The 11,491-nt window shown below is 58.0% G+C and carries 10 protein-coding genes and 1 pseudogene; 8 read left to right on the forward strand and 3 right to left on the reverse strand.

Annotation, left to right across the window (positions count from 1 at the left end):
- Positions 1-182: pseudogene (locus tag FHT92_RS29100) on the reverse strand (recombinase family protein); the annotation flags it as partial.
- 75 nt (positions 183-257) lie between these two features.
- Between FHT92_RS29100 and FHT92_RS21835 the strand changes: the two are divergent.
- From FHT92_RS21835 to FHT92_RS21850, 4 genes are all read left to right on the forward strand, one after another.
- A complete protein-coding gene (locus tag FHT92_RS21835; RefSeq protein WP_183829872.1) occupies positions 258-1,028 on the forward strand; it encodes an SDR family NAD(P)-dependent oxidoreductase in 771 nt (256 codons plus the stop codon).
- Between the two features lie 451 nt (positions 1,029-1,479).
- On the forward strand, positions 1,480-2,445 hold the full coding sequence (locus FHT92_RS21840; protein WP_183829224.1) for a sugar-binding protein: 966 nt from the start codon (positions 1,480-1,482) through the stop codon (positions 2,443-2,445).
- A 74-nt stretch (positions 2,446-2,519) separates the two neighbouring features.
- A complete protein-coding gene (locus tag FHT92_RS21845) occupies positions 2,520-4,061 on the forward strand; it encodes a sugar ABC transporter ATP-binding protein (protein WP_183829227.1) in 1,542 nt (513 codons plus the stop codon).
- A 42-nt stretch (positions 4,062-4,103) separates the two neighbouring features.
- The gene (locus FHT92_RS21850) at positions 4,104-5,129 is read left to right on the forward strand and encodes an ABC transporter permease (protein ID WP_183829230.1); all 1,026 of its coding nucleotides are present in this window, start codon (positions 4,104-4,106) and stop codon (positions 5,127-5,129) included.
- A gap of 144 nt (positions 5,130-5,273) precedes the next feature.
- Here the strand turns inward: FHT92_RS21850 and FHT92_RS21855 are convergent, their stop codons facing one another.
- Positions 5,274-6,752, reverse strand: a complete 1,479-nt coding sequence (locus tag FHT92_RS21855) for an NAD-dependent succinate-semialdehyde dehydrogenase (RefSeq protein ID WP_183829233.1) — start codon at positions 6,750-6,752, stop codon at positions 5,274-5,276.
- Between the two features lie 4 nt (positions 6,753-6,756).
- A complete protein-coding gene (locus tag FHT92_RS21860) occupies positions 6,757-8,037 on the reverse strand; it encodes a 4-aminobutyrate--2-oxoglutarate transaminase (RefSeq protein WP_183748397.1) in 1,281 nt (426 codons plus the stop codon).
- 139 nt (positions 8,038-8,176) lie between these two features.
- Between FHT92_RS21860 and FHT92_RS21865 the strand changes: the two genes are divergently transcribed.
- The 4 genes from FHT92_RS21865 (at position 8,177) to FHT92_RS21880 (ending at position 11,455) form a co-directional block, all read left to right on the forward strand.
- The gene (locus FHT92_RS21865; RefSeq protein ID WP_183829236.1) at positions 8,177-9,001 is read left to right on the forward strand and encodes a MerR family transcriptional regulator; all 825 of its coding nucleotides are present in this window, start codon (positions 8,177-8,179) and stop codon (positions 8,999-9,001) included.
- Positions 9,002-9,385: 384 nt separating this feature from the next.
- Positions 9,386-10,186, forward strand: coding sequence for a hypothetical protein (locus tag FHT92_RS21870; RefSeq protein WP_183829239.1), 801 nt, complete (start codon positions 9,386-9,388; stop codon positions 10,184-10,186).
- 154 nt (positions 10,187-10,340) lie between these two features.
- Positions 10,341-11,129, forward strand: coding sequence for a DUF2092 domain-containing protein (locus FHT92_RS21875; RefSeq protein ID WP_183829242.1), 789 nt, complete (start codon positions 10,341-10,343; stop codon positions 11,127-11,129).
- The gene (locus FHT92_RS21880) at positions 11,126-11,455 is read left to right on the forward strand and encodes a hypothetical protein (RefSeq protein ID WP_183748405.1); all 330 of its coding nucleotides are present in this window, start codon (positions 11,126-11,128) and stop codon (positions 11,453-11,455) included. The genes FHT92_RS21875 and FHT92_RS21880 overlap by 4 nt, the downstream gene beginning before the upstream one ends.
- Positions 11,456-11,491 lie beyond the last annotated feature (36 nt).

The following is an 11,491-nucleotide window of genomic DNA, read 5'->3' on the forward strand; positions in this document are numbered from 1 at the left end:
GGTTCAAATCCTGACCCCGCAACCACCGACACCTGAATATTTTGCCATTCAAGTCGCTTCAACAAAAGCTCCTCCGCGTAAGCCTCGAGGAGCTTTTGTTTTTGGGCCTCCGTCTCAAGTTCGCCAGCGCGACGCTTCTCCAGATAGTCGTGCCGCCGCAACGCCGCGAACCGCTTCTCCATAAGCGGCGCCGATTCCCGTCTGGCATCCGCAAGCCGACGCTGGCATAAATGAGCTTCATTGAGGGAGGCATCATGATGCAGAAGAACGCACCGGACTTCAGCCTTGCGGGCAAGGTGACTTTGGTGACGGGAGCGAGCCGTGGCATCGGTCGAGCTTGCGCAGTTGCCTGTGCCGCAGCGGGCTCCGATATTATTCTGGGAGTCCGTGATGTCGCAGCCTCGGCGGGCCTGGTTGCCGAACTCGAAGGCGCGGGACGAAAAGTTCTTCCTGTTGAACTGGACATTCCCAATAAGGCCCATATCGCCCAAGCCGTCGATGCGGCGCTTGCCACGTTCGGTCGGATCGACATCCTCGTCAACAACGTCGGCGTGGCTCCCGGCAATCTCGCGGAACTCGTTGAGGAGAAGGACCTTGACGAGATACTCAATGTCAACATCAAGGGCACCTTTCTGATGACGCAGGCAGTTGGTCGTCAGATGATCAAGCGCAATGGGGGCCGGATCATCAGCATCAGCTCACAGGCCGGTACCGTGGCACTGCGTGGCGAGGCAATCTATTGCATGAGCAAGGCGGCAATTAATCATCTTACGCGCTGCCTCGCAGCCGAATGGGCACGCTACAATGTCACCGTAAATACCGTATCGCCGACGTTCATCCACACCGATGGTACGGCACCTTTCCTATCCGATGCCGACAATCGCAAAGCGACGCTCGGTCACATCCCGCTCGGCCGGATCGGTGAAACCGACGATGTGGTGGGTGCCGTAGTCTTCCTTGCATCACCGGCCGCGGGCCTAATCACCGGCGCGAACCTGCTGGTGGACGGTGGATGGTCCGTCGCCTGAGGCTGAGGCGCGCCTGCAGCATAGTCTTATGAAGACGGATCGCTAACGTCATCAGCAAAGGCGAAAGCGATCTAAGATCGTCGAACAGTATTGACTGGAGCACAATGCCTGTGCCCGCCCACTGGCGCAAAGCGGAAATTATCTCCTTTCGGTCCAAGGCTTGCAGCCAACAGCCTACGTGTGATCAGGCCCCCGACAACTAAATCCAGCTGAAAGCCTCCCACATGCGAAGCTTTTGCAGTAGTGCCGCCGCGGGCGGACTTGACCCAGCATCGACATGTTTCGATCGGCATTAATATTACTATTTACTAATTTAGATTCTGGTATACCGTCGTGTTGCGATCGGCACACGTGCCACACGTCGCTTCGCGACGGACCTTGGAGGGGCGCGCATTCGGCCGGCCGTAGTCGCGAACGGGCCCTCGCAACAGCGGCCCTTGGGAGGAGTATTATGAAACAGCTGAAACGGAAAAGTGCAGCCTTGTTTTTCGCCGCGTTGATGCTGAGTGCAGCACCGATGGCTACATCTCATGCCGCCGACAAGCCGACACTCGCATTCGTCGTCAATGGAGCATCCGATTTCTGGAAAGCAGCCGAGGCGGGGGTGAAGAAGGCGCAGGGCGAGATGCCAGACTACAACATGGAACTGAAATATCCTGAGCAGGCGGCCGTCGCCATTCAGCAGCGTCTCATGGAAGATCTCGTCAGCGCCGGCGTCAAGGGGATCATGGTCTCCGCTGTCGATCCCAAGACCCAGACGGACGGCCTCAACAAGATTGGCTCCCAGACTGCTCTCTTCACCACCGACAGCGATGCGCCGAAGACCAACCGCGTGGCCTATATCGGTTCTTCGAACGTCGACGCCGGCAAACAGGCCGCCGAAATCGCCAAGAAGGCAATGCCGGACGGTGGTAAGTGCATGGGCTTCGTTGGTCTGCTGGGCGCCGATAACGCCCGCGAGCGCATCGAAGGGATGAAGGAGGGGCTCAAGGGTACCAAGATCGAGCTGGTCGATGTTCGCGGTGACGACATAGACCAGACGCGCGCCAAGAAGAACGTAGAGGATGCGTTGGTGGCCAGCCCCGACTTGACCTGCATGGTCGGCTTCTACTCCTACAACACACCGCGCATCTATGAGGCGTTGCGCGACGCCGGCAAACTCGGCCAGATCACCGTCGTCGGCTTTGATGACGATCCGATCACGCTCGGCGGCGTCAAGGAAGGCACGATCGCGGCAACCGTCGTGCAGCAGCCGTTCGAATGGGCCTATCAAGGCATGAAGTTGATGGCCGCCTACCTCAAGGGCGACAAGTCCGGCATTCCCGCCGACGGCTTGATCATCATCCCGACGGTGATCATCGGTAAGGATGACGTCGACAAGTATGCTGCCAACTTGAAGGCCATGGCTGGAAAATAACCTCTTTCGCGGCGGCACTCACCGCCGCCGCGAAAGGCATTCGTGCCGACAGCATCAGTAGCCATGGACAGCCGATGAACCATAGTTTCGATATCCCTCCGCAGGGCGTGCCCGGAACGCCATTCCTTTCGCTTTCCGGTGTTGGCAAGACCTATCCAGGTGTCGTTGCGCTCGAGGGCCTATCAATGGACATCATGCCAGGCGAGGTCATCGGCCTTGTCGGCGAAAACGGGGCTGGGAAATCGACGCTGATGAAGATTCTCGGCGGTGTGGTCGCACCGGATCGGGGCACGATCCTGCTCGACGGGGCAGAACTTCGTTCCCTCACTGTGGAATCGAGCATCTCGTCCGGCATCGCCTTCGTACATCAGGAACTCAATCTCTTTGAGAATCTCGACGTCGCTGCCAATATCTTCCTAGGGCGCGAACCGCTGAAGGCGGGACCTCTTAAGCTCGTCGATCGCGATCGACTAAGGGACATGGTGAAGCCGCTCTTGAGGCGCGTGGGCGCGCATTTTTCCGCCGACACACCCGTGGCGTCGCTTTCGCTGGCCGAGCAGCAGATGGTGGAAATCGCCAAGGCGCTGTCCATCAACGCGAGGCTCGTCATCTTCGACGAACCCACTTCCAGCCTGCCGCTGGCTGAAACCGAGCGGCTGCTCAACATCATTAAATTGCTGAAGGCGGATGGCATCAGCGTTATTTTCATCTCGCATCGGCTCCACGAGGTTGAGCGCGTAGCCGACCGGGTCATCGTACTTCGTGACGGCGCGCTTGTGGGCACGCTCGCCAAGAAGGACATCGGCCACGACCAGATGGTCAAGCTGATGATTGGCCGGATGCTTGCGGCCCGTACCGCAAAGCCGCAGCGCTCACCCGGCTCAGTTGCGCTGAAGATAAGTGCCGTGCGCACCGAGGCCTATCCCAGCCGCCCGGTTGATTTGGAAATCAGGTATGGAGAAATCCTGGGGCTCGCCGGTCTCGTGGGGTCCGGCCGTACCGAGCTTGCCAGAGTGCTCTTTGGCATTGATCGCAGTTACGGCGGAGTCATCCTGCAGGACGGGCAGAAAATCGCAGTCCGTTCCGCGCGGGAGGCCGTTGCTCGCGGCATTTTCTTGGTGCCGGAGGATCGAAAGCGTAACGGCATTCTTCTTGATTTCCCTATCGCCCAGAACATAACCCTTGCCGATCTCCCCACGCTCGCCAGCCGCTTCATGCTTTCCGCCGAGCGGGAGACGGCGGCGGCCGAAAAGCAGCGCGTTCGCCTCGGCATCAAGGCGCCCTCTGTTTCGAGCCGAACCGGCACTCTGTCCGGCGGCAACCAGCAGAAAGTGGTGCTTGCCAAATGGCTGTCGATGAGTCCGAAGGTGATGATCTTCGACGAGCCGACACGCGGCATCGATATCGGCGCGAAGAACGAGATCTACGGCCTGATGCGGGCGCTTGCCGATGCCGGTGTCGCGATCCTGATGATCTCCAGCGACATGGAAGAGGTGATCGGCGTTTCTGACCGCATTGCCGTCATGCATGAGGGCCAGATCGCCGGCATTCTCGATGAGGACGAATTCAGTCAGGAAAGCGTCCTTTTGCTTGCTGTCGGCAAACGCGTAAAATAGCCGCCGCGGCACTATAATCAGGTATCGGGGAATGGGTCTCGAATGATCAAAAAAGATCTTGGACTGCTGCTTTTGATCGTCGTCGTCGGCATCGTCGTCGCCATCATCAATCCGCGCTTCCTGCTGCCGATCAATCTGGCGAATACCGCCAACCTGATCGGTCTGTTCGGCATCCTGTCGATTGGCCAGGCCTACATCATTATTACAGGCGGTATCGAACTTTCCGTGGGTTCGCTCGTCGCGCTTCTTGGTGTTCTGTTTGTCGATTTCATCGCGGTCCAGGATATGCCATGGATGCTGGCGCTACCACTCATTTTAGTGCTCGGCGCGGCCATAGGCGCCATTCACGGCTGGCTGATCACCCGGCTGAACCTGCAACCCTTCGTCGTCACTCTCTGCGGCCTCCTTATCTATCGCGGGGCGGCGCGCTTCTATACGGCCGACGGAACGGCGGGTTTTGCGTTCGGCCAAAATTTCCCGGACCTCGAGTTCATGACCGCCGGACGGTTCTACGGCGTTCCCAACACCTTCATAGCGCTCGTCATCATTTCCGTGGTCATGTGGGTGGTGCTGCATCGCTCCGTCTTCGGGCGTTATCTTTACGCAATCGGCAAGAACGAGGAGGCGGCCCGCTATTCCGGTATCCGCACCGGCCGAATGGTGATGTCGGCCTATGTCATCTGCGGACTGCTTACGGCGCTCGCGGCAATCTATTTTGCCATGTATACACGCTCGATCTCCCCGGCCAGCCATGGCCAGTTCTATGAACTCTACGCGATTGCCGCTGCCGTACTCGGCGGCTTTTCGCTCCGCGGCGGCGAGGGATCGATCGTTGGCGTCGTGCTCGGAACGGTCCTGCTCCAGGAGTTGCAGAACCTCGTGAATCTGCTTGGTATCCCCTCGTCGCTGAATTTCGCCGTCATGGGTGGCGTAATCCTCATCGGCGTGCTGGTCGACCAACAATGGAATGCGATCCGCGCACATCGCCGCCTCATTTCTGCCGCCCGGCAGACCGAAGCTCGTGCTTCGGACGAAGGCAAATTGCCGGCGGTTGCCAACCAGGACTAGTTCGGTGGATGAGACCAGTGTATCAGGCTTGCCGCTAGGCAACAAAAATAGCCCGCCACAAGCGGGCTTTTTTGTTGGTAACTTGAGAGGGATGTGTCGGCGACCAGAGCCAAGCATTCACGCGTGAAGTGATCAACAACAGTCTTAAATGCTCAGGCACAGATACTTAATCTCGAGATAGTCCTCGATGCCGTATTTCGATCCCTCGCGACCTTGGCCGGATTGCTTTATGCCGCCAAAGGGGGCGACCTCCGTGGAGATGAGGCCGGTATTGATGCCTACCATGCCGTATTCCAGCGCTTCGGCTACCCGGAAGATTTTCGACATATCTTTCGAGTAGAAATAAGACGCCAGACCAAATTCGGTATTATTGGCCATTTCGATAACGTCTTCTTCTGTTTCGAACTCGAAGAGCGGCGCCACAGGACCGAAGGTTTCCTCACGGGCGACCTTCATGTTCGTGGTTACGCCTGTCAACACCGTTGGCTGGAAGAACAGCCCTCCGCGCGCGTCCCTTTTGCCGCCAAGTGCCACTTCCGCACCCTTCGATACGGCGTCGGAAACGTGCTCCTCGACCTTTTCCAGAGCCTTTTGCGTAATTAGCGGTCCGGCGTTGACGCCTGCCTCGAAGCCGTCGCCCACCTTCATGGATGCAACCTTTTCCGAGAGTCTTTTCGCAAAAGCATCATAAACGCCGGACTGGACGTAGAAACGGTTGGCGCATACACAGGTCTGTCCGTTGTTGCGGTATTTCGAAACCATCGCGCCTTCTACTGCGGCGTCCAGATCCGCATCGTCGAACACGATGAAGGGCGCGTTGCCGCCCAGTTCCAGACCGAGCTTCATGATCTGGTCCGCGCCCTGGCGCATGAGGATTTTGCCGACATTGGTGGAGCCGGTGAATGTCAGCTTGCGGACCTTGTCGTTTTCCGTGAACTCCTTGCCGACAGACGAGGAATCCGTCGAGAGAACAATATTAAATATACCGGCGGGCAACCCAGCGCGTTCTGCCAGAACAGCGAGAGCTAAGGCAGAAAGCGGCGTTTCCGCAGCCGGTTTGGACACCATCGCACATCCCGCGGCAACGGCCGGAGCGAATTTGCGGGCCAGCATCGCATTGGGAAAGTTCCAAGGCGTGATAGAGGCCACGACGCCGACCGGTTGCTTAAGAATGATGATGCGCTTGTCCTGTTGATGGCCGGGGATGGTGTCGCCATAGACGCGCTTGGCCTCTTCACCGAACCATTCCACATAAGAAGCGCCGTAGAGGATCTCGCCTTTCGCTTCGGCCAATGGCTTGCCCATTTCCATGGTCAGAATGGCTGCGAGGTCGTCAGCATTTGCTACCAGAAGGTCGAACAATTTGCGAAGAACAGCCGCGCGTTCCTTGCCGGTCTTCGCGGCCCAGAGCTTCTGCGCCCTGTAGGCCGCTTCGATGCAGCGCGCGGCCTCCTTGCGACCCATGTCGGGAAGGGTCGCGACCAACTCACCCGTAGAGGGGTTGATTACGTCGAAGGTCTTGCCGCTATCGCTCACAGCCACCCACTTGCCGGCAATCAGCGCCTTGTCGGTCGCAAGGGACGGGTCCTTGAGCATCGATACGAGTTTTTGCGAAATCGTCATGGGATCAAGCCTCCGAAGCACATTCACGCAGCGTCGTTTCGAGAATGGAAAGCGCTTCGTTGAAAACATCGTCTTCAATGGTAATAGGCGCGAGGAAGCGGATCACATTCCCGTATACACCGCAGGTCAGCAAAATCAGCCCCTTCTGCAAAGCGCGCTCACGCACCTTATTGGTGAAATCCGCATTTGGCATTTTCGTTCCGGGCAGGTTGAACTCGATGGCATTCATGAAACCCGGCCCGCGAATATCGGCAATCTGCGGAACGCCGTCTCGCAGCGATTGAAGCTTCTGCTTCAGGCGATTGCCGAGCGAGGTCGCCCGTTCGTTGAGGTTTTCCTCCTCAATGACGTCCAGGACGGCATTGCCTGCGGCAATGCCGATCGGGTTGCCGCCATAGGTGCCTCCGAGACCACCGGGGCCTGGTGCGTCCATGATCTCTGCGCGGCCCGTAACGGCTGCGATAGGGAAGCCGCCGCCAAGACCCTTGGCCATTGTGGTGATGTCGGCCACGACGCCGAAATGCTCCATGGCAAACAGTTTTCCCGTGCGGGCAAAACCGGTCTGGACTTCGTCCGCAATCAGCAGAATCCCATGCTTATCGGCAATCTCCCGCAGCTTCTGCATGAACGTGCGCGGAACTTCGTAGAAGCCCCCTTCACCCTGCACCGGCTCGACGATGAAGGCAGCGACACGGCTCGGATCGACATCGGCCTTGAACATCTTGTCCAGAATGGCGAGGGAATCCTCGATGGTCTGACCGTGCAGTTCGACCGGGAATGGAACGTGGAAGACGTCGGGCACCATGGGGCCGAAGCCGTTCTTGTAAGGCACGACTTTTCCTGTCAGCGACATGCCCATGAAGGTACGTCCGTGGAAACCGCCGGTGAAGGCGATGACTGCAGAGCGATTGGTGGCCGCGCGGGCGATCTTGACGGCATTCTCGACGGCTTCCGCGCCTGTTGTGACGAAGATGGTCTTCTTCTTGAAATCCCCGGGGACGAGATGGTTCAGGCGCTCGGCCAGACGCACATAGTTTTCGTAGGGTACGACCTGATGGCAGGTGTGGGTGAAATGATCGAGCTGATCTTTGACGGCAGCGATCACTTTGGGATGCCGGTGGCCGGTGTTGACCACGGCGATGCCCGCTGCAAAATCGATATAACGGCGACCTTCAACATCCCAGAGCTCAGCATTTTGCGCCTTATCGGCGTAAATCTGTGTGGTGACGCCGACGCCGCGAGATATCGCGTCCGTGCGGCGCGAAGCAATTTCAAGATTCTGCATGATGGTGTGGTCCCCTGAGTTATCGCATTTACGAGCGTAATCGCCTTATAAATATTATCTACATTTTTTCTGTAGGTTTTCAACGTACCTTTTTGCAATTATGAAGGTTGACCAGAGGCATCACCAGAAGCGCCGGTTTATGGACATCATCCACCTCAAAATTGCCGAAGCCGCCCGCATGGCCGGGGTATCGGCTTCCACGCTACGGCTGTGGGAGCAACAGGGGTTGATCGAGCCCATCCGTACACGTTCGGGGCAGCGCCTTTATGATGGAGCCCTTTTAGAGCGGTTGAAGACCATCAGTTGGTTGCGAAGCGAAAAGGGCCTCAATCCAGCTGCGATCAAGCAGGCGCTCACATTGGATAACACGGCGGACCGCCAGTCCATCATGCCAATAGTAGAGGATCGCGAAGCCTCGGACCTGCCCATCGGTATGAAAGTACGTCATCTGCGGAAGAAGGCCGGCCTAACCTTGGAAACGGTGGCACGATCGACCGGCACGACGGTATCTGTTCTCTCCACTTTCGAGCGAACATCACAAGGCATCTCTCTAACGGCGCTCCATAATGTGGCCCAGTATCTGGGTACGACGATCGCGACCCTCAGCGGCCAGGGGAAATCTCGGCAGGGCGCATCATTGGTGCGGGATGGCCAGTGGACGACCTGGCCAACCACCGCTTCCGGCGTAACAATTCAGGTTCTTGCCGAAGGTAACAACCAGATGGAATGCCACCGCTTCGATCTGGCGCCCGGTGCATCCAGCGAAGGTGCTTATCAGCATGAGGGCGAAGAATTCATCCATGTGCTGACAGGTGGCCTGGAAATCATCCTCGATGGCGATCAATTTCACGAGTTGCGTCCCGGCGACAGCTTCTATTTCGACAGCAGCCGGTGGCACTCGTGGCGCAATAATTTCGATGGTCAGACGACACTGATCTGGATCAACACTCCTTCGACATTTTAAGTCGCTTTCGGTCAAGCGCAGGGTCGATATGTGCAAATTCCTGTTCGGACGCGCCGGTAAGCGTGCCTTCGCTCCGGATGACCTGAGCACCGCCAATCGGAACTTCCGCGGGTTCACCGCATTGCGTTCATCATTGACGACTGAGATGTAAATCCTGTCGCGGTGCCATGACATCTCGAAATCCGGCAGGCACGGTGTAAGCATAGCGGGCTAACCATTATCTTGATATCCGCGTCTACTTTCTAAATTTCGAATGTGCTAAAGTAATTCCGTGTGGTGCTTTAGGCTTCCGCGCACGCATTTCTATTGGTCTTTCCAGGTCTGCTGTCTCGTTCAGCCGGAGTATTCATGCCGTAAATCGATAAACTTTCCAGGGAGGGAACAATGCGAAAATATGCATCTTCTCAATCGGCAACACGGCGCAAGAGGCGTTGGCTTCCGTTGGGGCTGTCGGTATCGAGTCTCTTCTGCGCAGCCAGTCTTTTTGCAGGGATTGCTGTCGCGCAGGCACCCACCGAAGAGCAGCGCAGCGAGGTCCGGGCAGCATGCCGCTCCGATTTCATCGCACAATGCACCGGTGTGCAGCCGGGAGGCATCGAGGCGCTGAATTGCCTGCAGCAACACGAGTCCACTCTCTCCGCTGCCTGCCGCAAAGCGGTATCAGCGATCACCGCCAAGCCGAAATCGACAGCTGCAGAGCCATCTCAAGCGGCGCCTGTCACGACAGGTGCGGCGACGCCGGCACCGGCAACTGGCGCTCAGGCGGCGGCTCAACCGACCGAGGCGCAGCGTGATGCCGTCAAGTCAGCCTGCCGCTCCGATTTCATGGCGCAATGCTCCGGCGTGGCCCCGGGAGGTGCTGCGGCACTCTCCTGCCTGCAGCAGCATAATGCCCGCCTGTCGGCGCCCTGTCAGCAGGCCATTGCGGCCATCGGTGCACCAGGCGCGCCCGCTGCCGGTGCGGGTGCTGCAACAGCTGCCGTACCGCCGGTAACTCGACCGGCCGCCATGCCTGTCTTCTCTCCGCGTGAGGAAGTGATGATCGTGCGTGAGACCTGCGGGCCTGATTTCCGGGCTTTCTGCCGGATGGTGCCAATCGGTGGCGGTCGGGTCATCTCGTGCCTGCGGGACAATCTGCAGCGCGTGTCGCCGGCTTGCCATAGGGTGCTGACCTCGGGGCTCTAGCGACTTTCCAAATCCTATCCACTTCCGCCAAGAATGCCTGAGCCGTCAGGCATTCTTCTGACGGCTCCAGACAGCCGTTCCGCTGTTGCCGCGGGACATCCGAAATCTCCGCATTCGATGAATTCAATGACGACACAAATGAAAGGCAGTTGCCATGTCATCGACTTCTCATCTATCGCGATTGAAACGAATACTGGCCTATTCCGCTGTTGCCGCCGGTCTCGTTCTGCCAACCCGTGCATGGGCAGATGATGCAAAAGATCTTCTGAAGGCCATGTCTGATTTCCTGGTGGCACAGAAGACAATATCCTTCAACTACCAGTCATCGCTCGAGGCAGTGACGCCGGACTTCGAGAAGCTGCAATTCGTCAGTTCGGGTACGGCCAATATCACTCGGCCTGACAAACTGCGTGTTACGAGAACCGGTGGTTTTGCCGATATCGATGTCAGCTTCGATGGTTCGAAACTGACGGTGTATGGGAAGAACCTCGATGCCTATGCGAAGATTGACGGCAAGGGTTCGCTCGATGACCTGATCGACCGGCTCGCCAATGCGGGCGTGGAAGCGCCTGGCGCCGATCTTCTCTCGTCGCATGTCTTCGATACGCTAATGACCGATGTAACCGAGGCGAAGCACATTTCCAGCGCCTTCGTCGACGGTGTGGAATGCGAATATCTGGCCTTTCGAACGCCGGAAATCGACTGGCAGATCTGGATACAGACGGGACCGCAGCCGATACCTCGGCGTTATGTGATCACGAGTAAACAAGTCGTCCAGGCGCCGCAATATACGCTTGAGATCAGTGACTTCAAAAGCGGAGCGGCCGTTGGCGCCACGTCCTACGACATCGACGTTCCTGCCAATGCCAAGACCGTGGATCTGAGCGAACTTCAATCGATCGACGAGCTTCCGGCGCCTGCTGTCACAGGAGAGATGCAATGACCCGCAGCACGCTCTTTTTCGCCCTCTGCCTTGCCGGCGCGATGACCTTCACGGATTTTCGCATGGAAGGGCAAGGTCCGCTGCCGGTGTCGATCGGCTTCGCCACACCGGCGGGCGCTGTCATCGGTCGGCCCCTGACGCCGCTGTCCTACGCCGGCGTTGCCCGTCGCACGACGCGCCGGGTTGTCCGCCGAACGGCGACCACCATTGCGGTGCTGCCCGCCGGTTGCGTCTACGGTGCTTATTATGGTGGTTATTACTACCGCTGCGGCGGCTTGTATTACGCCAAGAGCGGCGGCGTTTATATTCAGGTGATCGTGCAATAAGTTCGCATGCGAGGCGAGAGCATTTCCGTTTTCCTT

It is taken from the genome of Rhizobium sp. BK377, from assembly GCF_014193935.1.
Lineage (GTDB): Bacteria > Pseudomonadota > Alphaproteobacteria > Rhizobiales > Rhizobiaceae > Rhizobium.

Bases quoted from the DNA above. Each gene is read 5' to 3' on its own strand.
- FHT92_RS21845 (WP_183829227.1), top strand. From the start codon at position 2,520: ATGAACCATAGTTTCGATATCCCTCCGCAGGGCGTGCCCGGAACGCCA.
- FHT92_RS21855 (WP_183829233.1), bottom strand. From the start codon at position 6,752: ATGACGATTTCGCAAAAACTCGTATCGATGCTCAAGGACCCGTCCCTT.
- FHT92_RS21860 (WP_183748397.1), bottom strand. From the start codon at position 8,037: ATGCAGAATCTTGAAATTGCTTCGCGCCGCACGGACGCGATATCTCGC.
- FHT92_RS21835 (WP_183829872.1), top strand. From the start codon at position 258: ATGCAGAAGAACGCACCGGACTTCAGCCTTGCGGGCAAGGTGACTTTG.
- FHT92_RS21880 (WP_183748405.1), top strand. From the start codon at position 11,126: ATGACCCGCAGCACGCTCTTTTTCGCCCTCTGCCTTGCCGGCGCGATG.
- FHT92_RS21850 (WP_183829230.1), top strand. From the start codon at position 4,104: ATGATCAAAAAAGATCTTGGACTGCTGCTTTTGATCGTCGTCGTCGGC.
- FHT92_RS21870 (WP_183829239.1), top strand. From the start codon at position 9,386: ATGCGAAAATATGCATCTTCTCAATCGGCAACACGGCGCAAGAGGCGT.
- FHT92_RS21840 (WP_183829224.1), top strand. From the start codon at position 1,480: ATGAAACAGCTGAAACGGAAAAGTGCAGCCTTGTTTTTCGCCGCGTTG.
- FHT92_RS21875 (WP_183829242.1), top strand. From the start codon at position 10,341: ATGTCATCGACTTCTCATCTATCGCGATTGAAACGAATACTGGCCTAT.
- FHT92_RS21865 (WP_183829236.1), top strand. From the start codon at position 8,177: ATGGACATCATCCACCTCAAAATTGCCGAAGCCGCCCGCATGGCCGGG.